21 protein-coding genes and 1 other RNA gene are annotated in these 24,168 nt (G+C 65.5%); 5 read left to right on the top strand and 17 right to left on the bottom strand.

Features of this window, described 5'->3' with window-relative positions:
* Positions 1-7: 7 nt before the first annotated feature.
* Positions 8-634, bottom strand: a complete 627-nt coding sequence (locus HLH45_RS13320) for a DUF47 domain-containing protein (protein ID WP_008571222.1) — start codon at positions 632-634, stop codon at positions 8-10.
* 272 nt (positions 635-906) lie between these two features.
* On the opposite strand from HLH45_RS13320, the gene HLH45_RS13315 reads away from it, so the two are divergent.
* Together HLH45_RS13315 and HLH45_RS13310 are read left to right on the top strand one after the other, a co-directional pair.
* Entirely contained in the window at positions 907-2,247 is a 1,341-nt protein-coding gene (locus HLH45_RS13315; protein ID WP_008571220.1) for a hemolysin family protein, read from the top strand.
* Entirely contained in the window at positions 2,231-2,899 is a 669-nt protein-coding gene (locus HLH45_RS13310; protein ID WP_008571219.1) for an exopolysaccharide biosynthesis protein, read from the top strand. Before HLH45_RS13315 ends, HLH45_RS13310 begins: the two co-directional genes overlap by 17 nt.
* 34 nt (positions 2,900-2,933) lie before the next feature.
* Here HLH45_RS13310 and HLH45_RS13305 read toward each other — a convergent pair whose 3' ends face one another.
* Both HLH45_RS13305 and HLH45_RS13300 read right to left on the bottom strand, forming a co-directional pair.
* Positions 2,934-3,434, bottom strand: a complete 501-nt coding sequence (locus HLH45_RS13305; RefSeq protein WP_046931967.1) for a pyridoxamine 5'-phosphate oxidase family protein — start codon at positions 3,432-3,434, stop codon at positions 2,934-2,936.
* 60 nt (positions 3,435-3,494) lie between these two features.
* Positions 3,495-4,496, bottom strand: coding sequence for an LLM class flavin-dependent oxidoreductase (locus HLH45_RS13300; RefSeq protein ID WP_008574989.1), 1,002 nt, complete (start codon positions 4,494-4,496; stop codon positions 3,495-3,497).
* 346 nt (positions 4,497-4,842) lie between these two features.
* Between HLH45_RS13300 and HLH45_RS13295 the strand changes: the two genes are divergently transcribed.
* Positions 4,843-6,258 carry an MFS transporter gene (locus HLH45_RS13295; protein WP_014089966.1) on the top strand — a complete coding sequence of 472 codons (1,416 nt, stop codon included), beginning with the start codon at positions 4,843-4,845 and terminating at the stop codon, positions 6,256-6,258.
* 161 nt (positions 6,259-6,419) lie between these two features.
* Here HLH45_RS13295 and HLH45_RS13290 read toward each other — a convergent pair whose 3' ends face one another.
* Together HLH45_RS13290 and HLH45_RS13285 are read right to left on the bottom strand one after the other, a co-directional pair.
* Entirely contained in the window at positions 6,420-8,141 is a 1,722-nt protein-coding gene (locus HLH45_RS13290; RefSeq protein ID WP_033478916.1) for an ATP-binding cassette domain-containing protein, read from the bottom strand.
* A gap of 93 nt (positions 8,142-8,234) precedes the next feature.
* Positions 8,235-9,293: a phosphoenolpyruvate carboxykinase (ATP) gene (locus HLH45_RS13285; protein WP_008574986.1), complete on the bottom strand. Its 1,059-nt coding sequence runs from the start codon at positions 9,291-9,293 to the stop codon at positions 8,235-8,237.
* A gap of 131 nt (positions 9,294-9,424) precedes the next feature.
* On the opposite strand from HLH45_RS13285, the gene HLH45_RS13280 reads away from it, so the two are divergent.
* Entirely contained in the window at positions 9,425-10,978 is a 1,554-nt protein-coding gene (locus HLH45_RS13280; RefSeq protein WP_008574985.1) for a B12-binding domain-containing radical SAM protein, read from the top strand.
* A 55-nt stretch (positions 10,979-11,033) separates the two neighbouring features.
* Complete coding sequence (locus tag HLH45_RS13275) at positions 11,034-12,248, top strand: nucleotidyltransferase family protein (protein ID WP_008574984.1); 1,215 nt, start codon at positions 11,034-11,036, stop codon at positions 12,246-12,248.
* A gap of 15 nt (positions 12,249-12,263) precedes the next feature.
* On the opposite strand, the gene HLH45_RS13270 is transcribed toward HLH45_RS13275, so the two are convergent.
* From HLH45_RS13270 to HLH45_RS13215, 12 genes are all read right to left on the bottom strand, one after another.
* A non-coding RNA gene (locus HLH45_RS13270) (sX9 sRNA) lies at positions 12,264-12,340 on the bottom strand.
* A gap of 131 nt (positions 12,341-12,471) precedes the next feature.
* The gene (locus HLH45_RS13265) at positions 12,472-13,593 is read right to left on the bottom strand and encodes a glycosyltransferase family 4 protein (protein ID WP_008574982.1); all 1,122 of its coding nucleotides are present in this window, start codon (positions 13,591-13,593) and stop codon (positions 12,472-12,474) included.
* Positions 13,590-14,720, bottom strand: a complete 1,131-nt coding sequence (locus tag HLH45_RS13260; protein WP_008574981.1) for a glycosyltransferase family 4 protein — start codon at positions 14,718-14,720, stop codon at positions 13,590-13,592. The genes HLH45_RS13265 and HLH45_RS13260 overlap by 4 nt, the downstream gene beginning before the upstream one ends.
* Positions 14,721-14,853: 133 nt before the next feature.
* Entirely contained in the window at positions 14,854-15,552 is a 699-nt protein-coding gene (locus tag HLH45_RS13255) for a class I SAM-dependent methyltransferase (RefSeq protein ID WP_008574978.1), read from the bottom strand.
* Positions 15,549-16,784, bottom strand: a complete 1,236-nt coding sequence (locus HLH45_RS13250; protein ID WP_033478921.1) for an amidohydrolase family protein — start codon at positions 16,782-16,784, stop codon at positions 15,549-15,551. The genes HLH45_RS13255 and HLH45_RS13250 overlap by 4 nt, the downstream gene beginning before the upstream one ends.
* 12 nt (positions 16,785-16,796) lie before the next feature.
* Positions 16,797-17,639, bottom strand: a complete 843-nt coding sequence (locus HLH45_RS13245) for a class I SAM-dependent methyltransferase (protein WP_008574975.1) — start codon at positions 17,637-17,639, stop codon at positions 16,797-16,799.
* Between the two features lie 283 nt (positions 17,640-17,922).
* Positions 17,923-18,774 (bottom strand): Wzz/FepE/Etk N-terminal domain-containing protein, encoded by an 852-nt coding sequence (locus HLH45_RS13240; protein ID WP_008574973.1) that lies wholly within the window; start codon positions 18,772-18,774, stop codon positions 17,923-17,925.
* A 43-nt stretch (positions 18,775-18,817) separates the two neighbouring features.
* The gene (locus tag HLH45_RS13235; protein ID WP_008574970.1) at positions 18,818-19,951 is read right to left on the bottom strand and encodes a hypothetical protein; all 1,134 of its coding nucleotides are present in this window, start codon (positions 19,949-19,951) and stop codon (positions 18,818-18,820) included.
* A complete protein-coding gene (locus tag HLH45_RS13230; protein ID WP_008574968.1) occupies positions 19,948-20,898 on the bottom strand; it encodes a glycosyltransferase in 951 nt (316 codons plus the stop codon). Before HLH45_RS13230 ends, HLH45_RS13235 begins: the two co-directional genes overlap by 4 nt.
* Positions 20,895-22,148, bottom strand: a complete 1,254-nt coding sequence (locus HLH45_RS13225) for an O-antigen translocase (RefSeq protein ID WP_008574967.1) — start codon at positions 22,146-22,148, stop codon at positions 20,895-20,897. Before HLH45_RS13225 ends, HLH45_RS13230 begins: the two co-directional genes overlap by 4 nt.
* Positions 22,145-23,269 carry a DegT/DnrJ/EryC1/StrS family aminotransferase gene (locus HLH45_RS13220; RefSeq protein WP_077708885.1) on the bottom strand — a complete coding sequence of 375 codons (1,125 nt, stop codon included), beginning with the start codon at positions 23,267-23,269 and terminating at the stop codon, positions 22,145-22,147. The genes HLH45_RS13225 and HLH45_RS13220 overlap by 4 nt, the downstream gene beginning before the upstream one ends.
* Positions 23,257-24,168, bottom strand: a complete 912-nt coding sequence (locus HLH45_RS13215; protein WP_008574964.1) for a GNAT family N-acetyltransferase — start codon at positions 24,166-24,168, stop codon at positions 23,257-23,259. The genes HLH45_RS13220 and HLH45_RS13215 overlap by 13 nt, the downstream gene beginning before the upstream one ends.

The raw sequence follows: 24,168 nt of genomic DNA, 5'->3' as shown, positions 1-24,168 counted from the left end.
GGCGACCTCAGCTGTTCTTCAGCACGATCTGGTAGACCACCACACCGGCCTCGCGGCAGCGGTCGATGGCCTTTTCCAGAATCTCGAAGAACTCCTTGAGCAGGAACATCTGCAACGTGTCCAGCCGGCCGGAATAGATGTCGCGATACAGCTCCAGCATCAGCCGGTCGGCTTCGTTTTCGAGCATGCGCAGCTTGTCATTGAGCGCGGTCATGCGGTCGATGTTCATGTGCGGCAGGTCGGCCACCATCTCCACCACCACCGCGGCGGCCTGCTCCAGCATCGCGGCGCGCGGAGCGAAGTCGATGTGTTCCAGGTGCTTGGTCGCCAGCGAGTAGCGGTCGGCGAATTTCTCGACCTGCTTGGGAATCTTGTACAACGCCGAGCCCAACGCCTCGATGTCTTCGCGTTCGATCGGGGTCATGAAGCTATCCACCAGCGCCTGGCCGATCTTGTCGGAGGCGGCGCGTTCGCGCAGGCGGGCCAGCTTGAAGGCGTCCAGCGCCGGTTGGCGGTCGGACTCGCGCATCATGGCGTGCAACGCCCTGGTGCTGTCGTAGGCGGCCTGCGCCGCTTCGTTCAGAAGCGCATAGAACTGCTTGCCGGAACCGAAGATGGTCTGCAACGAGAACATGGGTGGACAACTTCCTGCCGTCGAGGGAGAGACGGCGCCAGACGCGAATTATGACCGTTCCATGACCTCTCTGGGTATCTCGCGCCGGGAGCGGCCTTCACATCGACATTTCCCGGCTCGAACCACCCTGTGGTTTGCTACCATGCCCCCGCGCCTTCGGGCGCACCCTATGGAAGACGACCCTATCCCCCCGTGTTGCCGCCCGGCCTGTGCGCCCGCCGGTAGCCCCAGTGCTCCCCCGCCCTCCCCTTCACTAACCGGGGAAGACGCCCGTGGTTGAGTTTTTGATCGTCATCGCCCTGATCGTGCTGAACGGCTTCTTCGCCATGTCGGAGATGTCGTTGATGACCTCGCGCAAGAGCCGCCTGAAGCAGATGGCCGGCTCCAGCAAGCGCGCCGCGCGGGCCCTGGCCCTGGCCGAAAGCCCCGAAAACTTCCTGTCCACGGTTCAGATCGGCATCACCCTGATCGGCATCCTGACCGGCGTGTTCGGCGGCGAGGCGATCGGCGAAGCCATCGCCAGCTGGCTGCAGGGTGTGTTCCCGGCCTTGGCGGGCACGTTCGAACTGGTCGGCAAGCCGCGCCCGTATTCGGTGGTGATCGGCAGCACCCTGGCGGTGGCGCTGATCACCTTCCTGACGCTGATCTTCGGCGAGCTGGTGCCCAAGCGGCTGGCACTGCGCAATTCCGAAGACATCGCAGGCGTTGTCGCGGTGCCGATGGCCTGGCTGGCCAAGATCGCCGCGCCCGGGGTGTGGGTGCTGGCGCGCTCCACCCGCCTGGTCCTGCGCATGCTGGGCATGGGCAAGGACGAGTCGGCCTCGGTGACCGAAGAAGAGATCCGCATGCTGGTGGCCGAAAGCCACGAGGCCGGGGTGATCGACGCGCACGAGCGCGACATGATGAATCGCGTGATGCGGCTGGGCGATCGTACCGCCGACAGCCTGATGACCCCGCGCAACCGCATCGCCTGGCTGGACGCCAACGCCGAGCCGGAACGCAATCTGCAGGTCATGCGCGAGCACGAATTTTCGCGCTACCCGGTGTACCGCGGCAGCGACCAGGACATTGCTGGGGTGCTGGAAGTCAAATCGCTGGTCACGCGCATGGACGGCCACGGCGCGCACCTGTTCCAGGCGCTGCGCGACACCTTGTTCGTGTCCGAATCCACGCACGCGATGAAGCTGCTGGAAATCTTTCGCGAAGAACAGCAGTCGATGGCGCTGGTGGTGGACGAATACGGCGAAATCCGCGGATTGGTGACCATCAGCGACCTGATGGGCGCAGTGGTCGGCCGCCTGCAGGCGGTGGAAAATACCGACGAGGACGCGCTGGTGGTCACGCGCGCGGACGGCTCGCTGTTGATCGACGGTTCGCTGCCGGTGGAAGAATTGCGCGAAGTACTCGGTGCCGAACTGCCCGACGCCGACGAGGGCGATTACCACACGCTTGCGGGCTTGTGCATTTACTATTTCGGGCGCATTCCGCAGGCCGGCGAGTTCTTCGATTGGGCCGGCTGGCGCATCGAGATCGTCGACCTGGACGGTGCGCGCGTGGACAAGTTGCTGCTGAGCCGGGTGGGCGACGAGGACAGCGATGACATCGTCGGGTGACGGCGGTGCGCCGCACGATGATGCCAGCCAGCAGATGCGCTACCGCAACGAAGGCATCCGCAGCCTGCTGGCAGCCTTCAGCGAAGGTGATCCGGACCAGGTGTTGCGCGTTCGAGAGATCTTGGCCGACCTGCAGCAAAGCGCCTTCGGCGTGTTTCTGTTTCTTGCGATCCTGCCCTCGTTCATTCCGATTCCCGGCGTTGCCGGTGGCATCAGTGGACCGTTGACCATCCTGATCGGGCTGCAGATGATGTGCTGCCTGCGCAAGCCGTGGGTACCGCGCTTCATCGGCGAACGCGGGCCGCGCCGTCGGACCAGCCAGCGCTTCGTGGCCAAACTGGGACCGACGCTGCAACGCCTGGATCGCCTGCTCAAACCGCGGTTGCATGGCATGCTGGACCGGATGCCGGCGCAGCTCCTCACCGGCTTGCTCCTGGTGCTGGTCGGCATCCTGCTGACGCTGCCGATCCCCTTCACCAACTACATCTTCGGCCTGATCCTGCTGCTGTTCGCGCTGGCCCTGCTCGAGCGCGACGGTGCGCTGATGCTGGTGGGCTGGGCAGCTGCGCTGATCTCGGTGGCCGTGTTCGGGGTCACCTCCGACCAGCTGGTGGATCTGATTCGCGATTGGTGGCCGGACGCCTGGCGCTGAGCGCAGCGCGTCCGGCGCGTCGCTTGCGACGCAGTTATTTCAGATCGACCACGCGGTTGTCCGACAGGCTGCCGGTATCGTCGGTGACCGCCGTCATCACGAAATACAGCGCCTTGCCGAGCAGCCCGCTGGGGCCGTCCCAGTATTCGGCCGATTCGGCGCGCACATGGATCAAGCGCAGGTTCGGGTCGTCCTTGCCGCCGGGGAAGAACACCTTCATTGCCGGCGACCACAGCTCTTCGATCTTGGCGCGGTCGTGGACCACGCGTGCGGTGCCGGCTACCGAGACATACGTGTTCTTCGAGGCCGACGCATAGGCCACGTTGACGCGCGGATCAGCGGCGATTTCCGCCACTTTCGGGCTGTCGGCGGCGGTGGCGAACCACAGGTCGCCATCGAACTCGACTTCCTGCGTGCCCAGCGGCCGGCTCACCAGTTTGCCGTCGGCCGAGACGGTGGTGAACATCGCGATGTCCACCCCGCGGATCAACTCGGCCAACTGCTTAATGCTCTCGCTGCGTTGCTGAAGTTGCATGCTGGTCTTCCCAATGGATGTGCACGCATCACAGCCGATCGCCGCGCAAAGCGACGTGAATCACGCCAAGGTCACGTCCAGCTCGCGGCACGCGGCCGCGGCAATTTCGAAGGAACGCAGACGCGCGGCGTGGTCGTAGATGTTGGCGGTGAACAACAGCTCGTCGGGCGTGTGACGCTCGATGAACTCTGCCACGCCGCGCGCAATCTGCTCGGCATCGCCGAGTACCGTGCAGGCCAGTGCACGCTCCACCCCGGCACGTTCATGCGGCTGCCAGAAGCTGTCGATATCGTCGATGGGCGGCGGGATCTTGCCCGGCTTGCCGCGGCGCAGATTGACGAAGCTCTGCTGCTGAGTGGTGAACAGACGGCGTGCCTGCGCCTGCGTCTCGGCCGCCACCACATTCAGGGCCAGCATCACGTGTGGCTTGGCCAGCTGTGCGGACGGGCGGAATTCGCGGCGATAGATCGCCACCGCGTCGTCCATCGCGTCGGGGGCGAAATGCGAGGCGAACGCGAACGACAACCCCATCGCGGCGGCAAGGCGTGCGCTGAACAGACTCGACCCCAGCAGCCACACCGGCACCTCCAGCCCGGCGCCGGGCACGGCCTGCACCAGCTGCCCCGGCACCGCCGGCGCGAAATAGCGCATCAGTTCGGCCACGTCCTGCGGAAAGTGATCGGCGCTGTCGAAATAGCGGCGCAAGGCGCGTGCGGTGGGCTGATCGGTGCCCGGCGCACGGCCCAGGCCCAGGTCGATACGCTGCGGATACAACGAGGCCAGCGTGCCGAATTGTTCGGCCACCTGCAGCGGCGCGTGGTTGGGCAACATGATGCCGCCGGCACCCACGCGGATGGTCTTGGTGCCGCCGGCGACGTGACCGATCAGCACGGCGGTGGCGGCGCTGGCGATGCCTGGCATGTTGTGGTGTTCGGCCAGCCAGTAGCGCTGATAGCCCCAACGCTCGGCGTGCTGGGCCAGATCGAGCATGTTGGCGAAAGCGTGGGTGGTGTCGCTGCCTTCGCAGACCGGCGCCAGATCGAGCACGGAAATGGGGGTCATCGAATGACTCCGGAAAGAGTGATATGCCAGAGATGGGGCTGGCCCGGCGGCATTGCCAGCGGCCTGTTGGGTGCCGTGAGGGATTACAGCATTCCAGCAGTCGGACAACGCATGAGGTGCACGTGCTTGGTTCCACTCGCGACAGCGGCGTTGTTGAGCTTGCTGCTGACAAGGGCGGTGCGGGCGCGATTGTGAGGAAGAGTGCTGTTGCCTGGTCGGCTGCGCGCACCTTGGATGCCCAGTGCCCTCTTGCCACAGACGAACGCGTTGACCGCGCGACGAAGCGTGCCCGCTGCGGCATCTGGACGCTGGCTATGATGAGACTGCCCTATCTGCCTGCCTGCCCATGTCTCCGAGTGTTTTAGCGCCCCCCGAACAGCCCTCGCCTTCCGCGCAGATCGCCGCCCGGATCGACCGGTTGCCCGCCAGCGCAACACTGTGGCGGCTGGTGGGGTTGCTGGCGCTGGGCGGGTTCTTCGAGTTGTATGACCTGTTCCAGACCGCCTACATCAGCCCCGGGCTGATTGGCGACGGCATTTTTGCCAGCGGCGCCGATGGCGCGTTCGGCATGTCCGACCAAGCGGCATTCGCGGCGGCCACCTTCCTTGGGTTGTTTGTCGGTGCCGCGCTATTGAGCCCGTTTGCCGACCGGTTCGGGCGTCGCCCGGTGTTTACCTTCGCCTTGATCTGGTACACCGCTGCGACCGTGGCGATGGGCCTGCAGAGCACGGCCAGCGGTGTGATCGTGCTGCGCTGTGTGGTCGGCATCGGGTTGGGAATCGAACTGGTCACCATCGATACGTATCTGTCCGAACTGGTACCGCGGCACATGCGCAGCGCGGCGTTCGCATTTGCCTTTTTCGTGCAATTTCTGGCGGTTCCGACGGTCGCGCTGACCGCGTGGATGTTGGTACCGTCTGCGCCGCTGGGCGTGAGCGGCTGGCGTTGGGTGGTGTTGCTCAGCGGTGCGTTTGCGCTGGCGATCTGGTGGCTGCGCAGCCGCTTGCCGGAATCGGCGCGCTGGCTGGCCGCACACGGCCGGCACGCAGAAGCCGATGCAGTGGTGACCGAACTGGAAGCGCGCTGCACGCGCGATGTGGGTGCGCCACTGCCCGCGCCGCAGGCGGCCACACCCGCGCCGGCCGGTGTAATGCCCAGCGCACTGCTGTGGCGTGCGCCGTATCGCGGGCGCATCGGGATGTTGGTGGTCTTCCATGTGTTTCAGGCGATCGGCTTCTTCGGTTTCGGCAACTGGTTGCCTGCGCTGATCTCGGCGCAGGGCACCGGGGCCGGGGTGACCAAAAGCCTGGCGTACTCGTTTGCGATCTCCTTGGCCTACCCGCTGGCGCCATTGCTGTTGCTGCGTTTTGCACAGCGCTGGGAAAACAAATGGCAGATCACCGCATCGGCGCTGGGCGCTGTTCTGTTCGGTGGGCTGTTCGCGTTGCAGCATCAGGCAGTCGGCATGGTGCTGTGCGGGGCGATGGTCGCGTTCTGCAACGCCTGGATGAGCTTTGCCTATCACGGCTATCAGGCGGAGCTGTTCCCGACCGGCTTGCGTGCACGTGCAGTGGGCTTCTGCTATTCCTTCAGTCGCCTCTCCACGGCGGTGAGCAGCGTGCTGATCGGCTGGTTGCTGACGCAGGTTGGCAGCCACGGGGTGCTGGCCTTCATCGCGCTCAGCATGTCGATCGTGGCGAGCGTGATTGCCGCGTTCGGGCCGCGCACGCGCAATCGGGCGCTGGAAGAGATTGCGGGATAAAACGGCTGGCCCAGTGACCAGACGCACACCTGGCGTGCGCAGCCGGTGCGCCGCGTGACCGGCCCATCCGGTGCCTGCGTGTCTTCGAGCGAGCCCGATGATTGCGCGCTATGTACTGTCAGCGACTTGCAAAGCCACCGACCCGCCAGCGTGTGACCGGCCTAGCGCACATCGTACGGCGTGGCAATTTCCGACGAACTGATATGCACCCGCCGAACAGGCGCACCATCCAAGTTCACCGTGCGATCGGCCACGGCGGCCAAGCTGGTGCGATGCGAAACCACCACCAGCACGGTATCCGGCAAACGCGCGCGCAAGGTGCTCAGCACCTGATGTTCGGCATCGGCGTCCAGCGCGCTGGTTGCTTCGTCCAACACGGCCAGGGTCGGCCGACGCAGCAGCACCTGCGCCAGCAACAGGCGTTGCGATTCGCCGCCCGAGAGGCGCCCGTCCTGCGCGTTGATCGGCGTGTCCAGGCCTTGCGCATCGCGCTGCAGCCGCGAACATAGGCCCACATCGGCCAGCACCTCCCACATGCATGCGTCGGACGCTGCGGGCAGCACCCACTGCAGGCAGTCGCGCACCGTGCGCTGCCACGGCCGCACGCCCTGGCCGATGTAGGCGCTGTGTCGCACCAGATGTCGATATGCCGAGAATGTCAGCCGTCGTCCGCCCATGTGCGCCACGAACTGCGCCGGCGGCGTCTGCCCGGAGAGCACATCCATCAGACTGCTCTTGCCCACGCCGGAGGCACCGACCACCAGGGTCATCTGGCCTGGTACCAGCAATATCGATTCGATCGCGCATTGGGGCAGTGGCGGCGCCAGCCCGATGTGTTCGATATGCAGCGCAGCCGTGAGTGGTTCGGCCATTTGCTCCGGAACGTGTACCCGCGCAGCGTCCAGGTCGACATAGCGGCGCCACAGCTGCAGCGCCGGCCACGCCGAACGCAACTGCTGAAGGCTCTGCCGCGTGGTGACCAGGTACGGCAGCAGACGGCCGAGCAATAGACTGACGGTGATCAGCGCAGCACGCTCGCCCCCCTGCCAGCGATTGGCCAGCACCAGGATGCCGGCGATGGCGACTACCGCGGCAAGTTCCAGCAGCAGGCGGCTGCCGGCAACCAGTGCTTGCTGTTGCGCATACCCGTGCCCCAGTCGCGCCGAAATGCGCTCGTAATGGCGGGTTTCGAGGCCTTCGCGCTGAAACGAGCGTACGTGGCGCAAGCGACGCGGAAAATCTTCGCTGAGCCAGAAGAGCTGCGTCATGTCGGCCACATACGCGCGACTGAGGCGTGCCTGTGCGCGACTGCTGGAGAAGCGCAAACCCAACCCTGCCAGCACCGCCAGCAGTGGGGTGGTGATCAACAGCACAGGTGCAATCAGCACTGCGATGCACACGCTCACCAGCGCAGTGATGGCCGCGACCAGCAGCTGCAGCACGGCGCCGAAGCCTTGCGTGGCGATCTCGATGTTGTACGTGAGCACGTTGGCGATTTCTGCCGAGCTGGCCCCGGACAGGGTCGGCAACGGCGCATCGATCAATGCCGCATGCACGCGCGCGCGCAAACCGATGGCATAGCGGCTGGTCAACTGCGCGGCCAGTCGCGCGCTCTGCCAGCGCAACACGGCAAACAGCAGGCTCACCGCAATGAACAGGCACGCCTGCATCGCCAGCCCGCCCGGCAAGGCCAGGCGATAGCCCACCAGTTGCACGCTGTGGCCTGGCTGCACCAGCGGCAGCAGGCACACCGCCACCACGCTGCCGGCCAACGCGGCAGCCAGCGACAACGCGACGTAAAGCGCAATCATCGGCATGTCTGCAGGCACCAGCGTGCTCGCGAACTGGTGCAATGCAACGCGCATGCGCCGGATGGCGGTCATCGCCAGCGGCTCATTCGTGCGCAACATGCAGGCGCCAGTGCGCGATGCGGGTCTGCGGACCGGTGGCGTTCCAGGACGCTTGCATACGGCCACTCATTGCAACAGCTGCAGCAGCGCATCCACCGATGCCTGCGGATGCGTGCCACGGTGCAAGGTGAACATGCCGATGCGCCGCACCTGTTCGACGAAGCGCTGCCAGCCGGGCTGACCGGCGGCGTACGGTTGATCGTGGGCCAGGCAGGCGGCGACTTGCTCGCCAGGCACCGCGACCAGGCGCTGTGCCGATGCGATGGCCGGCGACCTGGACACCATCACGACCGCATGCAACCGCATCGGCTTGGGCGCGAGATGCGCGTGGCGATGGCGAAGATCGACCTCGAATTTTTCCACGCCGCTGCGACGCCGGATCACCGGCGATGCGCTGATCCATGCGCGCGTGGGCGCGTCGACCAGGCCCAGCGCTTCGGCACGCAGATGCAGGAAATTGGCCACACCGGTGGTGAGCAGGCTATCGGGCGCCACAAAGACACCGTCTTCGGCGACAAAGTCCAGGCCATGCAACAGGCTATGCAAGGCCAAGGTCGATTTCCCCGCACCGCTGGCGCCAAGCAGCAACACGCTGCGTCCGCGTCGACCTACACAAGCGCCATGCAGCGGCACCAGCCCAATGCCACGCGCAGCCAGCAGGAATACGGCGAATTCGATCAGTTCGTAACGCACGTGATACGCGTGGGCAAGCATGTCCTCGGACACCACCAGCATCGCGCGGCGCTGTGGCACCGAGAGCATCAGATAATTGCACGCATCCATGACGCCGCACAGCAGGCCGCCGCTGGCGTGCGTGCGCACAGGCGGCGGCTCGGCATCGGTGCGGCCCGGCGCACGCGGCAGCAGGTCCAATGTGACATGAAATTCCGGAGCGCCCGGCAGCCGATGCGCGGGCAAACCCGCGTAGGCGGCATCGACCAGCGCCAGCAGTGCCTGGCTATCGCTGTGGAAATGAAACAGCGCGCCGAGAATCTGCCGGCGCACGCCCAAGCGCCGCGGGCGATGCTCGCCGAACGGATCTGCCGCTACTGCGGCCCCTGCTGCGATGGCGGCGGAGCCATCGTTCAGCGGCGTGTGTTGCGCCCATGCAGCCGACTGCGGCATGCCTTCATCCGATGCACTGAATCAGCCGATGGGTGCCGCTTTCCTACAGAAAGGTTGCCTCGCCGCAGCCTTGCCCGCACGCAACGCGACGCAACCAAAGCGGCCTGCATCCGCACCTACTGCCGAGCCGAATGCCGGTGTCTGCGCACGCCGCTGCTGCGCCCGCCTGGCGAGAGAACGAGAGCCTTGTGCCGATGGTAAAGATCCAGGTCAGTCATTCGTATTTCCTGCGTTACGACCCCAAGCAATGGGAGCGCGGCAAGCCGTATCCGCCATTGGCGACGTTGCAGATTGCAGCGCTGCTGCGCGAGCGTGGGCATGCGGTGAGCCTGTTCGATGCAATGCTGGCCGACGATGTGGAGGACTACACCGCCGCACTGCGCGCTGCGCAGCCGGATCTGGTGGTTTTCTACGAAGACAACTTCAACTTCCTCACCAAGATGTGCCTGAGCCGGATGCGCGAGGCCGCCTGCCGCATGATCGCGCAGGCCCGTGCCGCCGGCTGCCGCGTGCTGGTGGCCGGCTCGGATGCGTCCGACAACCCGGATGCGTTCCTGGCCGCAGGCGCGCATGCGGTGTTGATCGGCGAAGGCATCGCCCCGTTGATCTCGTTGCTGGAGCGCATCGAAGCGAAGCCGGATATCACCACCGACCACTGGCTAGAGGGAGTTGCGCAGATCGCCACCAGCCAGCCTGCGGCAGTGCGCGTGCATCCCGGCGCGCAACCACCGGACGCACGGCTGAGCGGCCTGCCGGCATGGGACCTGGTGGATATGCCGCGCTACCGGCGCTTCTGGCAACAACGGCATGGCCATTTCAGCTTGAACATGGCCGCCTCGCGCGGTTGCCCGTTCCGTTGCAACTGGTGCGCCAAGCCGATCTGGGGCAATCACTACAAGCGGCGCGGCGCCGAAGAGGTGGCCGCAGAGATGATCCATCTCAAACGCGCCTTTCGGCCGGACCATATCTGGATGGCCGACGACATCTTCGGCTTCCATATCGATTGGGTGGAGACCTTTGCGCAGCAATTGAGCGATGCCGACGGCGCGGTTCCCTTCACCATCCAGACCCGTGCCGACCTTGCCAGCGAACGCATGGCCGCAGCGCTGGCGCGCGCCGGCTGCGTGGAGGCCTGGATCGGTGCGGAAAGCGGCAGCCAGCGCATTCTCGACAAGATGACCAAGGGCACCCAGGTCGGCGAGGTCATCGCCGCACGTGAGCGCCTGGGCACGCAGGGCATCCGCGTGGGTTTCTTCATCCAGCTGGGCTATCTGGGCGAGGAACTCGACGACATCCTGGCCACGCGCGCATTGGTGACGCAGGCCAATCCGGACATCATCGGAGTCAGCGTGTCGTATCCCCTGCCCGGCACCAAGTTCTACGAAGAAGTGAAGAATCAGCTGGGCAGCAAGACGCACTGGCAGGATAGCGACGACCTGGCGATGATGTTCCGTGGCGCGTACGACTCCGAGTTCTATCGCAGTGTCCGCGATCTGCTGCACAGGCAGGTCGATCTGCAACAGGCGCGTGCCACGATCACGGCCGATGCGTTCGCGCAGGCGTCGGAGCAACTGGAAGCACGCTGGTCTGCCTTGATCGCCAGTGAGGCCCGGCACCGCAGCGAGCCGATGCCCCCCAGTGCTGCGCGTCAGCCACGCCACCTGAGCACCGTCCTGGTGGGCTAGCGCGCGATCGTTTCCACACTTTTCTATCGACACCTTGCCTGACCGGACCACGCGCATGCAGCCTTCCCTTCGCACCATCAAGCACCGCCTGCACACGGCGACCGAACGGCTGGCTCTGGAGCTGGCCCAGCCAGGCGATGCACTGCCGCAATGGGACCGGCTGCAGTGGCAGCTGGCGGCAGCGGCAGCGGCCGCGCACGGCGTTTCGCCGCTGTTGCAGCGCCGCTCGTTGTGGCAGGACGCCGAATGGAATGCCTTCCTGAGCGAACAGCGCAGCCATGTCGAAGACCGCCATCGGCGCATCGCGCTGCTGCTGACTCGTATCGATACCGCTGCCCGCAGCGTGGGCGTCGCGCTGGTGGGATTGAAAGGAACCGCTTTGCATCGACTGGGTGTGTATCTGCCTGGCGACCGCCCGATGGCCGATATCGATCTGCTGGTGGAACCCGACGACGCGCCTGCAGCGGCGGCGTTGTTGTGCGAACTGGGCTACGTCGCTTCTTTCGAGCAGTGGAAGCACCAGGTATTCAAGCCGCAGCACGGCGAGGCAGTGGCCGGGCTAGGCGAACACCGCGATGCGCCGATCAATATCGAGCTGCACACGCGCATCCAGGAACGTTTGCCGGTGAGCAGCGTGGAGATTACTGACCGAATCCGGCCGGAGCGGCCGCAACCGGGCTTGAATCCCTATCCATCGATCGGCGCATTGATGTGTCACTTGCTGCTGCATGCGGCAGGCGGCATCTGCCACCGCACCATTCGCCTGATGCATCTGCATGATCTTGCCTTGCTGGCAACGCGCATGGGCCCGCGCGATTGGGAGCAATTGTGGGAAGACAGCGCCATGCCGCCATGGTGGGCGTTGCCGCCACTGCTGTTGCTGCAGCGCTATTACCGCGCTGTGGTGCCGGCCGCGGTGATGGCGCGCCTGCATGCTGACTGTCCTGCGCTGCTGCGCATGCGAGCAGCCCGGCAAACGCTCACCGCCGCATCGTGCTCGAACCTGTGGTTATCGGCGCTGCCTGGCATCGAATGGTCGCGCTCGTTGGGCGAAGCGCGGCAGTATCTGCACAGCCGTGTGGTGCCTTCGGCAGAAAGCCGCAAGGAGCGCGCGGACATGCTGCAGACCCAGTTATGGCTGCAGGATCAGCCATGGGTGCGCCAAACCCAGGCGCGCCGCCTGGTGACGCGCCTGACCAGACCCGTGCCGCGCACGGACATGTTGTACGTGGTGCGTGCGGCGCTGGATGGCTATCTGCAGCCGGCGTGAGGCTGCGCTAAGCGCGGCTAACAAAACGTAGCGAGCAGCCGTCAGGTGGGCGCGGACGGCGCGCTCAGAACCGCAGCGTACATGTGGCACATACCGATTCCGAGCACCGGTGGCACCCGCGTGGCGGCTGCACAGTCGTTTTGTCAGCTGCTAAGGAGTTTTCCTCGCTCAAGGCACGAGCGCACGAGATCACCGACGATAGCGCCCTGCCTTGCCGCGCACATCAACGCACTTCAGGCAGCGGCCGCTGCTCGCACAGCTGGCGATACAACTGCTCGAACAGGCGCGTGGTCAATGCCGCATCTTCGCGGACGGCGCGGCACTGCGCCGCCCAGGCAAGGCGCAAGCGCAGTTCGTCATCGCCGAGCACCTGGCGGATGGCCTCTGCCATTCCGGCCCAGTCGCCCGGCGGCACCGCCAATGCGCAGACAGGAGCCCACTCGACCAGATGCCCCACCGCAGTTCCCACCGTAGGAACCCCTGCAACGGCAGCTTCCAGCAGCACCAGCGGCCCGGCTTCGTGCAGCGAGGACAGCACCAGCAGATCGGCCGACAGCATGATCGGGCGCAACTCGCGCTGGGTCTTGAAGCCGAGAAAACGCACCTGTTGCTGCAAGCCGAGCTGCTGCACCAGGCGCTGCATGGCACCGCCCAATGTGTCGACGCCCACTATGTCCAGGGTGAAGGCAACGCCGGCGCGCTTGAGTGCGGCCATTGCCTGCAACAAGGTGGCCTGATCCTTGACCGGATTGAGGCTTGCCACATGCAGCAGGCGCGCGGTCGGCCCGGTACGGGCGCGCGGCGCTGCCGGCGGCCAGGCGCGCAGATCCACGCCCAGCGGTACGCGTTGCGCAGCAATGCCCAGTGCCTGCAGCGAAGCGATGATGGGCGCGCTGGCAGCCGTTACCTGGTCGGCAAGCCGCAGGATCACCGCCTCGCGCAGACGCCCTCGCCATCTGCGGCGGCCGCCGTAATCGATGCGATGCAAGGCCACCAACTCGCCGCCGGCGATATGCACCATGCTGGGACGGCGTAGCAGCTTGGCGGCAGTGACCGCGATCAAGCTGCAATAGCCGGAAAAAATCGCCTGAATCACAGCGAACGGTTCGCGCCGGTGCTCGTCGCAGATGGCGGCAATTGCGCGCAGCCGCGTCCGACGCGCGCCGATGTTGTGCACCGTGGCACCGCGCAGGCGCCAGATGCCCGGCTGCGGCTCTTGATGCAGCACGAACACGTGCACGTCATGGTTGCGTGCCAGCCACTCGATCAAGGTCAGGAACACCGGGATCACGCGGACTTCCCCGCTCCGATCCACACCACCTGGCACCACCAAGGCCAGCTTCATGCGGTGCGCTCCGGCGTGGTCGCGCGCAAGTGCGTATAAGCCTGCGCCCAGCGCCGGCCCACTGCGGCAAACGACAGGCGCGCGTCGAAATGGGCACGCACCTGTGCACGCGAGGGGCGTTGCCGACTGACGCGCAGCAACAGTTCCGACAATGCCGATGCATCGCCGACCGGCCACAACTCGCCCACTGCGCCGTCATCGCTGAGCGCACGAAACGACGCAATGGCCGTCAGCAGCGGCAGGCAACCGCAGGCGTAGGCTTCCAGTGCAGCATAACCGCAACTTTCTGCATGGCTGGCAGAAACAAATAAATCCGCCGCACGCAGCAGCTCCTGCACGTGTGCGTGCTCGACCTTGCCGAGCAAGTGGACGCATCTGGCCAGCTGTGGGTCGGCGCGCAGGCGCTGCTGCACCTGCGCCATCAGTGGCGCCTGGTCGAACACGCACCACAACCGCAGACCGGGCAACGCACGCGCAGCCAGGGCCACTGCATCGAGCACACAGAGCGGGTCCTTGGCTGGACTGAAATGGCCGATCCACACCACACAAGGGTCACCGTGCACCCGCATCTGCTCGCGTGCCTGCGATCGGTCGCCCGGGGTGAAGCGGCTGCTGGATTCGGGGATGGCATACAGCTGCGCGCTGCGGCGAAACAGGCGCGCACGCACGAACGGCCGCGCCAGCTCCAGCGAGGTGAATGCGATGCCGGCTGCGGCCGCGTAGCGTGCGCGCCACAGGCGCCTGGCCCACCAGCGTGGTGGCCGGTTGGCATGATCCTGCAGCAGGATCGGCAGCCGCGGCAGCAGGCGCGCCAGACGCCGCGCGTCGCCGGCGAATTCCAGACCATGTACATGCAGCACATCGGCATCGATCTCGTGCAGCAATGCGGCTAGCGTACGGGCGCGGACTGCGCTGCCACGCTGGTGCAGATCGACGAAGCGGTAATCCACGCCCTGGCGGCGCAACCTGGTGTTCAAGGCGGAGGCCTGGATCACCGACACCTGCACGCCAGCACTGGCGACAGCTTCGGCGATATCTGCCAACGTCGGCCATTGCGCGAACACCTGCTCCACATTCAGGCCATCGGGCGTGGGAACCAGGTTCAGCTGTGCGACGTGCAGGCTCATAGGGCCGGCAGCGCCTGGATGGCGATCGATGCAACGTCGCTGCCGCGTGCCGCTGCGACCGCTGCGACCGCTGTGTGCCACTGACGGGCAGTAACCCACGCACAGGCCGCCACTGCGGTGTACAGGATCTTGCTCACGCGACCCGTCGCAGCCGTAGCACCAGCGCAACCGGCACCTGCAACGCCATCTGGTCGAAACGCGCCCCGGCCGGGATATCCGCGGGATCCAGCATCGGCTCGGACACGGCTTCGATCACGAACCCGAGTGCGGTGCACGCCGAATGCCAGTGGCTATAGAGATGCGGGGTGTGGCGGACCGCGTAGTGCTGCCCATCGGCCTTGAAGTCGCGCCGCCAGCCCAGCGCGTGGCCGATCGGGTGGACGTCGCTGCACAGCACGATGCCGCCGACGCGGGTGACGCGATGCAGTTCTTCCAGCGCCGGCCATAGCTGTTGCAGGTGCCCCACCACCAGACCGCACACGCTCAGGTCGGCCACCGTATCGGGCAACGGCAGATGATCCAGGCTGCCTTGTTGCAGAACGATGCGTGCGGCCGGCCAGTCCTGTGCGAGCTCGGTACCGGCACGGTGCAGCATCTGCGGCGACAGGTCGACACCGGTCACTTGCCGGGCCCCACGGTGCAGTGCGTGCAGCATGTAGCGGCCGCTGCCACAGCCGGCGTCCAGCACGTGCTGGCCCTGCAGGCTGGATGGCATCAGTGCGAGCATGGCGCGCTCTTCGGCCAGCATCACCGGGTTGTGCGCGTGCGGTGGATACGCCTGCGCCCACAGTGCGTAGGCAGCAGCGGGCTCGAGCACCGGCACTGCGCTCACGAAAGCGCTCCATTGGCAACCGGCGCATGGGTAACCTGCGCGGCGGCCTGCGCCGGCTGCTCCTGCGTTAAACGCTGAAGACCGGGTTCGAGCGCCAGCACCGCGGGGTCGGCCAGCGTGGCATCGAGCAATTTGGGCCGTCCGTCCAGCAACACCGGCACGGTCCGGATGCCGGCCGCGCCGAACCACGGCGCAAAATCCGGATCGGCGATGCGCGGCTTGCCATCGCGAATCACCGCACGCAAGTCGCTGCGCGTGCAACCGATGATGCTGCTGGCAGGTTCGCCGCCGCGGTCACGCACGATCAACACATCTGCAGTGGCTCCAGGCGCGATCCGCCCACGCGTTGCCATGCGCAGGATACGCGCACAATCACTGGTGACCATGCCAAGCAGTTGGTCCGGTGCCAGTCCGCTCCGGCTGGCGATCTGCAGTTCTTCCAGCAGGTCGCGCGCGCCGCTGATGCGCGAATCGTTGCCCAGCGCCAGCCGGCCGGCCATGCACAAGCGCCACGGATCGAGCGTGCGGCCGAGCAGCGCCTGATTGCTGGACGGACACCACACCACGGCTGCGCCACGCGCGATCACGCGCTCGACATCCTGCTCACCCATGCCCACGCCGTGGATCAACACCGTGTTGGCGGCCAGGCAGCCGAGCCGGTCGAGTTCGTCGAGCTCGGCACGCGCCACCGCATCGGTGCCTTCGGCCAGATGGATCATCCAGGGATGCGCTGGCAGGGTCGCGGCAAAGCTGCTTTGTACGGGCGGGCCGTAGCCTGTCCACCCCAATGCGTAGCTCCAGCCGAAGTCGCGCAGCAGGCTCACCGGGAAATTCGCTTCGTCCAGCGTGGCGTGCCATGGGTCGTGCTGGGCTACGCACGTGACGCCGGCCAACAGGTTCTTCAAACCGCCATGGCGCAACCGCACTGCCTTGGGCACACGCAGTGCGGCGGCCACGTCCGGATGCTGGAAATGCGCCTGAAATGCCTGGATCCACGCGTAGCTGTTGCGAAACGGCGCGGCCTGCGGCAGCGGCGGCACGCAGTTGACCTGCAGATGTTCGTGCGCATTGATCAGGCCCGGCGCCAGCACATGCCCTTGCAGATCCATGCGCACGGTGCCGGTGCCCAGCGTGCCGCCGAAGCGCCCCGCGCGGATCGTCACTGCGGCACGCGACGGACCGGCCTGGGTGATCGCACGTGCGCCTTGCAGGCAGACATCGGCCATGGCCATCGACTGCTCCACTCAGCGCTTGCGCATCACGATCAGAAAGTGATCGCCCATGTCGCGCAGCAGCGGCAGCCCGCCCCACCGGTCGTCGCAGCGCCCCAGGCGCTCGGACAGGCGTGGATTGCGTTCGCAAAACTCCACCAGATACGGCGGCGGCAAGAACAGGCTCAAGGCGCGGTAGCTGTCCAGCACGAAGTACGTTTCGAATGCGCGGTAGAACTCGCGCGGCAGGTGGTACCAGGTCCAGATGGTGTGCCCATTCATGCCCACCGCAATTGCGCCTTTGGCGGCACGCACCGCCGCGCGCCTGAGGCGCCCACGCAAGGCGTAATGGCCGATTTCCCACGGGCAGATCCGCCCGATCACCGAAAACACCAGGCAGCCGTCCGGGCGCAGCAGGCGCGCGCACTGTGCGGCGACGGCCGGCAGATCCGGCGCGCAATTGAGCGGGCCGAAGTTGGAGTACATGCCATCGAAGCTGCCTTCCAGCCGATCGAGTTGCTGGATGCCGACATGCGCGGTGGTGAGGCGTTCTTGCAGGCTGTGCGTGGCAGCGCGCTGGCGGGTGCGCTCGACCATGGCCGGCGACCAGTCGGTGGCCAGCACGGAGTATCCGCGGCGCGCGAATTCGCCAGCATCCAGGCCGGTACCGCAGCCCAGATCGATCAGCCGCGACCCCACCGGCAATTCGCTCGCTACGGTGTCCCACAGCGTGGTGCGCATGCGCTGGATCAGCGCGTTGTTGCCGCGGGGACCATCGTAGTCGGGAGCAACGCTGTCGAAGGCACGTTGCGTTTCCAGCAGTTGCTCCGGCGCGACCGTGCCGCCCCGCGCCGCATGCTCACTGAGTGACGACATGCGCAGCCTCCCACACCCGTCCTATTGTTTTCACCACACACTCTCCGGTCGCAACGCCACCGATGCGGCATCGCTTGATAGACCCGTGAGTGCGCGATGTTGCCGGTTTGGTTGCAGCGCACTGGATGGTGGCCGAGCTGGCACAGGCAATCACACCCAAGATGCATGCATTGGCCAAACGCGCCGCACGCGATGCACGGTCTCGCTTTCGCTCGCGTATCACCCGGCGCCTGCTGCATGCGAGAACGCATTCCCCAGATTGCGCCGAGGCACCACTGCAGCGTCACACACCAGCGTGTGCAGGAGTCCGCGCACGACGACGCACCGCATTGCGCAGCACCGCGGCCAGCACGCCCAGCCCTGCGCCGGCCAGCAGGCCGGCCGCCCAGACGGTGATCGCATTTGGATACGCCTGGCGGTCGGGCACGTACAGCGGCCACGCCAGCGAGGTCTGGTAGGTGTAGCGCGCGGTGAGCCGGGCGACGAGGTCGTCGCGCTCGGTCTTCAAGGCGCGAATCGTGGTGTTGCTGTCGGTGAGCAACACGCCCGCCAGCACCTGTGTCGGCGTGGCGGAAGCCCCTCCCTGCCCGGCCTGCAATTGCCGCTGCAGCTGCTCGCGATGGCTGGTGGCCGCGCGCAGATCCTCGCTCAAGCCCTGCAGGCGGGCGCGCGCAAGATCGAGCGCAGCTGCATTGGTGTCACCGTGCAGTATCTGCAGTTGCGTCACGGTGGCCGTGGCCAGCGTGCGCGCCTGCTGCGCCGATTCAGCCCGGATGGTCACACCGATCAGATTGGCGTAAGGGTCGGGGTCCGGCTTCAGGCTGCCGCGATACAGCTGCGCGGCGCGGCTATCGAGCGGCACCTGCGCCTGACGCAACACCGCATCCTGAAACAGCCGCGTTTTCATGCGATCGATCACGCGCTGAAACGGTTCGACCTTGGGGTCGCGGCCAGCAGGAGTCGGGCCGATTTCGCCAACCTGGATCCACGCGGTTGCCTCCCATTGCGGTTTGGCCAGGCGGGTGAAGGCGAAGGTCAGGCCCAGCACCACCACCAGCGCTGCCACTGCCCAGCGCCATTCCCGGCGCAGGATGCGCCACAGGTCGATCAGATAGATTTCGTCGTGTTGATTCATGGGCGTGGCTCTGCAACGGGGCGATGAATGACGTGCTGCCCGCTCACGCGGCAGACGGATGTGCGGACAGGCGGTTGGGCAGCAGCACCGTGCAGGCATGCAGCACCAGGCACAGCGCGATAAAGCCGAAGTTGGTCCATGTGAACGCCTGTGGCGCGAAGGGCGACATCAGGCAGGCGTAGGCCATACGCAGGAAGATCAGCACATGGAAGATCGACAGCGAGCCATTGAGGCGGCGCACGCTCCAGACCAGCCCGGCGTACAGGGCCAACATTGCAAGCAAGGCACCGGCAGCGCCCCACGCCATCAAGAACGGAAAGAACTCGGTACCTACATTGATGTTGGGCGCATCCAGCGGAATGCTGGTCCCGGCGGTGGAAATCGAACCACTGAACGGCACCAGTTGATTGATCAGGAAGCTGGCGTTGAGGTAGCCCTTTGCCAGCATCGCACCGAAGTTATACGGCCCTGCGCTGATGTAGAGCAGCAACCATTGCACGCCCTGCGGCATGGCACGGTAGAACGCGCTGAACGGCAACGCCACGGTGGCCAGGGAACCGGAGCGCAACGCGCCAAGGATCGAAAACACGCCACCGCCGGCCAGCACGAGCAGGCCAATGGTCTTCCACGGCAGCCGACGCGCCGGATCGCGCCGCAGCAGCATCACCAGCACGAACGAAAACAGGCCAGCGAAGATGCGGTTGCGATCGATCACCACGATCGGAAACACGAATCCCAACGTCACCATCGCCGCACGCAGCCCACGATGGCGTACGCACAACAGGGCGATCGGCGGCAGGATCCAGCACATATTGGAGATGTGCCGCACATGCGCACGCAACGGGGTCAAGGTGGCGTACGACGCTGGATCGCTGAACAACGGAATCGGAAACAGCACCAGGTCGGCGATGCAGAACACCGTCACCGCCGCGGCCAGTACCATCGCCAGGAATGCATCGCGGGTACCGGCGTAACGGTAGTGGCGAAAGCGCTCGACCGACGGCACCTGCGTGCGTAGCACCGTATCGAGCGAGAAGGTGGCCGCTGCCGCGAGCGCCAGCAGCACGATGCCTTCCAGGTAGCCATCGGGTAGCGCATAGGTCAGCCACGTCAGCGCGCAGCTGAGCAGCATCGGCACGGCCAGATATGTCGCCGGGCGGCGCAACAGCGTGCTCATGCAAGCTCCACCGCACGCGCAGTACGTTTCGGACGCCATCTGGCAGACAGCGACAACCATGCGTAGGCCACCAGATGCACAGCCACCCGGTGCGGCCGGCGCCGCAGGAATTCCACCTTGGCAGCGATGTAGCGCGCCTGCGCATGCAGCAGTGTGCAATCGGGCTCTTCGAATAACGGTGCGCAGCGCAACGCCACTTGCCGTGATTCGCGCAGGTTGGCGATGCGTGCCGGCACGTTTGCGGTCTTGCTGAGGTTGCTGCCATGCAAGCGGTAGGCGCATACCGGCAGATCGATGAAACCCAGCGCATCGGCTGCAACCAGGCGCAGGAAAAAATCCCAGTCTTCGATTCTTAGCGACTCGTCCCACCCGCTGCGCGCGTCGAAGGCGCTGCGTCGCAGCAGCGTCACCGCGCCACTGACTGCCCACCGCCGTATCACCGCATGCCGGATGCCGGATTCGCAGCGATACAAGCCCTTGTCGACCTTATGCAGATCGCGCATGGCGCTGCCATGCAACAGTTGCCCATGCGCGTCGACCACGCAGGCATCGCCGATCACCGCAAGTTTTTGCGGATGTCCGCGCAGATAGCGCACCTGCGCGTCCAGCCCGCCGGGCAACAGATAATCGTCGCTTGCGCCAAGCCGCAGATACTCTCCCCGCGCACGCAAGGCCAGTTCATTGAGCGTGGCGGCAACCCCCCGATTCTCGCGTTGCACGAAGTGCACCGGTAGCCGATGCCCATGATCGCTGATCCATTGACTGATCTTTTCGCCGGTGGCATCGCTGGAGCCATCGTCGATGATCACGATTTCCTTGCATGGATACGGATCTTCCAGGACGCTGTCCAGGCAGCGCTGCACGAAATGCTCATGGTTGAACGCCGGAATCAGTACCGACACCAACGGCCAGCGTGCACGTGCCGATACAGGTGCCTGATCGTTCATGCCGCCCGCTCCAGGTAGCGCCGCACCACCACGATGTTGAACAACAGATACAGCACGTAGTTTGCTGCAAACGCGTACATCGCGCCGATCAGCCCGAACTGCGCGGTGAACACGTACACCAGCGCCAGATAGCTCGCTGCAAACACGCATTCGGAAATCACGAACAGCCGCGTCATCGCCTTGGCCACCATCACATACGACAGCACGAACGCCGCGATCTTGATCACATCGCCCAGCAGCTGCGGGCCGTACAAGGGCGCCGCCGCGGCGAATTGGGGATCAAACAGCAGCCGGGTCGCCCAATCGCGGCATACATACACGCCCAGCGCCGCCACGATCACCGCCGGCATGACATAGCGATACGCGCTGCGCAGCTCGCTGCCCAGCCCCGCAGCGCCTTGCAGCGACGCCAATTTGGGCAGATAGTACACGTTGATGGCGGTAGTGAAGAACAGCAGATAGGCATCGGAGACCCGGCTCACCGCCTGCCAGTAGCCCACTTGCTCCCAGCCGAATTGCAGCGCCAGATGATCGCGCACCAGGATGGTCGCCAGCTGTGGCACCAGTGTCGAGGTGAGCGTCATCAGCGAAAATGCCGCCAGCCGACGGGTCATCTCCGCATCCAAGCGCATCCGCCACATGGCAGGCTGAAAATAGGGGCTACGCCGCAGTGCCGGAACCGCAGCCAGCAGCCACAGTACCTGACCCAGGACCAGCGCCAGCAGCGCCCCGTATAGTTGCATCCGGCTTGAAAGCCACGCCACCAAGGCAACGCTCAGCACGGCGCCTGTCACTTGCACGAAGGCGAGCCGCCGCACGTCCATGAAGCCGTTGATCAGCGCCAGTATGTAGTTGAGCAATGCGATTCCCAGCTGCGCGATTGCCAACACGCAGATCAGCGGACGGTAGCTCGCATCGCCCAGCAGGCGCTCAGCAATGGCTCCACTGAACGCCATCGCCAGCAGCGCGATCACGCAGGCCGCGCAGAATGCGTACAAGAGCGCCGCACTCAGCAAGCGCGCCAACGCGGGCGCATCGTCGCGGTACTGCGCGACATGCTTGACGACGCCGGCACTGATGCCGCCACCGGCCAATACCGCCAGCACCGACATCAGGTTGAGGAACTGGCCAAGCCGGCCCACGCCCTGCGGCCCGGCGTAGACGGCGACCAGCTTGACCACCACCAACGCCGCCAGCAGCTTGGCCAGCGTCGCAACGCCGGTGTAGGCGCTGCTGCGCACGAGATTCATGTGTCGCTGCCGAACGATTGACAGGCCGCGATCACGTGCGCAACTGCTGCATCGTCCAGCGCCGGCCCCATGGGCAGGCTCAGCACTTCCCGATGCAGCTGTTCGCTCAGCGGCAGGCACGCCTCGCCCAGGGTGGCGTATGCCGGCTGCCGATGCGGCGGCACCGGATAATGAATCTGCGTGTGGATGCCCTGCCGCAACAGATGTGCCTGCAAGGCATCGCGCTGCGGGCTGCGTACCACGAACAGATGCCAGACGTGCTGCTGCTCTGCCACCGGCGCGGGCAGCACGATCAGCGGGTTGCAGATGCCGTGCAGATACCGCTGTGCCACTGCACGCCGCAGCGCGATTTCGTCCTCCAGATAGCCCAGCTTGACGCGCAGGAAAGCAGCCTGCATTTCATCCAGACGCGAGTTCACCCCCTGGCAGAGATGGTGATACTTCACTTCCGAGCCATAGTTGCGCAGCGCGCGAATGCACTCGGCCAGACGTGCATCCGACGTCGTGACTGCGCCGCCATCGCCCAGTGCACCCAGGTTCTTGGTCGGGAAAAAGCTAAATGCCGCCGCATCGCCGAAGGCACCGGCGCGCCGCCCCTGTGCGCGTGCCCCGTGCGCTTGCGCGGCATCCTCGATCAGCAGCAGGCCGTAGCGATGGGCCAGGGTCTGCAGAGCCTGCATCTGGGCCAATTGCCCATACAGGTGCACTGCCATGATGGCGCGCGTGCGTGGCCCGATCGCCTTCTCCACCCTTGCCGGGTCGATGTTGAAAGTGACCGGGTCCGGCTCGACCGGCACCAGCACCAGATGGTTCTGGCTGATCGCCAGGAATGTCGCGATGAAGGTGTTGGCCGGCACGATGATTTCGTCACCTTCGCGCAGGACCCCCAGCTCACGATAGCCGCGCAGGATCAACGCCAACGCATCCAGCCCATTGCCCACGCCGACTGCATGCGTGGTGCCGCAATAACTGGCGAATTCGGCTTCGAACGCGGCCAGCTCTTGACCGAGCACATACCAGCCGGCATCGATCACGCGTGCCGCTGCGAGTTTGAGTTCATCCGCATAGCGCGCATTGACTGCACGCAAATCCAGGAAAGGCACATCCATTACATCAACCATCGATAGACATCCTGCACCACGGCGCGCGCGCCGAAGCGTTCCTTTTGTTCCACCAGGCCTTCGTTGAGCACCTGCCCGCCCTGTTCGGTGGAGATACCGAAACTGAAATATTCGCGCTGCGCATAGACATCGGTGATCAGGTCGGCCAGCAGCAGGCTCAACGCATCCAACTGGCGCCCCTGTTCGGAGACCGCCAGGTATTGGGTATGCACGCAGCGGCCGAAGTCGAAGACCAATGCGGCTGCGACCAGTTGTCCATCAGCGCGCGCTTCATGCAACACGATCTGCTGCGCGAACCGGCGTTGCAGCAGTTGAAGCTCATCCAGCCGGTGCGTCGGTGCTACGCCATGCCGCTGCAGAACCTGGGTCAGCAGCGCATGGAATCCATCGAGCTGGGTCCCGCGCTGGATCTGCACGCCGGCCTTGCGCGCCTTGGCAATGGAACGCCGCCGCTCGGTGCTGAATGCAGGCCGCTCGCGTAGTGCAATCACCGACGACAAGTCGCGCCGGCACAGCTGCGCGCCAAGCCGATGCAGTGCGTAGAGCTCTTCCTCGGCCGGGTACGCATGGAAGATATGTGGCACCGGCTTGTAGATGACCTCGCGTACGCCAAGCGCGCGGTAGTGCGCGGCAATCTGCTCGAACACCTGCAAGGTGGCGCCGGCACGTAGCGCCATCGACGACAGCAGCCCGGCATAGGTGAGCCCGGCGTGGCTGCTGACGCAACTGCCCTGCAGATTGGCCGGGAGCACCGCCACCACCGTGTCCCCACGTTGGACCAGCAGGGACGCATCCACAAAGCGCTCGGCGTGATAGTCCATATAGTCACGCCGATGCAGCAGATTGCCATTGCGCGATGACGCCACCAGGGCATCCCACGCGAACGCATCGCCCGGCAT

The sequence above is a fragment of the Xanthomonas euvesicatoria genome (genome assembly GCF_013112235.1).
Lineage (GTDB): Bacteria > Pseudomonadota > Gammaproteobacteria > Xanthomonadales > Xanthomonadaceae > Xanthomonas > Xanthomonas euvesicatoria.
Note: the sequence above shows the minus strand (reverse complement) of the source record. Positions and strands in the feature narration are given on the sequence as shown.

What these genes read in the sequence shown, in the direction of transcription:
- HLH45_RS13320 (WP_008571222.1), bottom strand. Translation starts at nt 634, where the DNA reads ATGTTCTCGTTGCAGACCATCTTCGGTTCCGGCAAGCAGTTCTATGCG.
- HLH45_RS13310 (WP_008571219.1), top strand. Translation starts at nt 2,231, where the DNA reads ATGACATCGTCGGGTGACGGCGGTGCGCCGCACGATGATGCCAGCCAG.
- HLH45_RS13305 (WP_046931967.1), bottom strand. Translation starts at nt 3,434, where the DNA reads ATGCAACTTCAGCAACGCAGCGAGAGCATTAAGCAGTTGGCCGAGTTG.
- HLH45_RS13300 (WP_008574989.1), bottom strand. Translation starts at nt 4,496, where the DNA reads ATGACCCCCATTTCCGTGCTCGATCTGGCGCCGGTCTGCGAAGGCAGC.
- HLH45_RS13295 (WP_014089966.1), top strand. Translation starts at nt 4,843, where the DNA reads ATGTCTCCGAGTGTTTTAGCGCCCCCCGAACAGCCCTCGCCTTCCGCG.
- HLH45_RS13290 (WP_033478916.1), bottom strand. Translation starts at nt 8,141, where the DNA reads ATGACCGCCATCCGGCGCATGCGCGTTGCATTGCACCAGTTCGCGAGC.
- HLH45_RS13285 (WP_008574986.1), bottom strand. Translation starts at nt 9,293, where the DNA reads ATGCCGCAGTCGGCTGCATGGGCGCAACACACGCCGCTGAACGATGGC.
- HLH45_RS13280 (WP_008574985.1), top strand. Translation starts at nt 9,425, where the DNA reads ATGCCGGTGTCTGCGCACGCCGCTGCTGCGCCCGCCTGGCGAGAGAAC.
- HLH45_RS13275 (WP_008574984.1), top strand. Translation starts at nt 11,034, where the DNA reads ATGCAGCCTTCCCTTCGCACCATCAAGCACCGCCTGCACACGGCGACC.
- HLH45_RS13265 (WP_008574982.1), bottom strand. Translation starts at nt 13,593, where the DNA reads ATGAAGCTGGCCTTGGTGGTGCCAGGTGGTGTGGATCGGAGCGGGGAA.
- HLH45_RS13260 (WP_008574981.1), bottom strand. Translation starts at nt 14,720, where the DNA reads ATGAGCCTGCACGTCGCACAGCTGAACCTGGTTCCCACGCCCGATGGC.
- HLH45_RS13250 (WP_033478921.1), bottom strand. Translation starts at nt 16,784, where the DNA reads ATGGCCATGGCCGATGTCTGCCTGCAAGGCGCACGTGCGATCACCCAG.
- HLH45_RS13245 (WP_008574975.1), bottom strand. Translation starts at nt 17,639, where the DNA reads ATGTCGTCACTCAGTGAGCATGCGGCGCGGGGCGGCACGGTCGCGCCG.
- HLH45_RS13240 (WP_008574973.1), bottom strand. Translation starts at nt 18,774, where the DNA reads ATGAATCAACACGACGAAATCTATCTGATCGACCTGTGGCGCATCCTG.
- HLH45_RS13235 (WP_008574970.1), bottom strand. Translation starts at nt 19,951, where the DNA reads ATGAGCACGCTGTTGCGCCGCCCGGCGACATATCTGGCCGTGCCGATG.
- HLH45_RS13230 (WP_008574968.1), bottom strand. Translation starts at nt 20,898, where the DNA reads ATGAACGATCAGGCACCTGTATCGGCACGTGCACGCTGGCCGTTGGTG.
- HLH45_RS13225 (WP_008574967.1), bottom strand. Translation starts at nt 22,148, where the DNA reads ATGAATCTCGTGCGCAGCAGCGCCTACACCGGCGTTGCGACGCTGGCC.
- HLH45_RS13220 (WP_077708885.1), bottom strand. Translation starts at nt 23,269, where the DNA reads ATGGTTGATGTAATGGATGTGCCTTTCCTGGATTTGCGTGCAGTCAAT.
- HLH45_RS13215 (WP_008574964.1), bottom strand. Translation starts at nt 24,168, where the DNA reads ATGCCGGGCGATGCGTTCGCGTGGGATGCCCTGGTGGCGTCATCGCGC.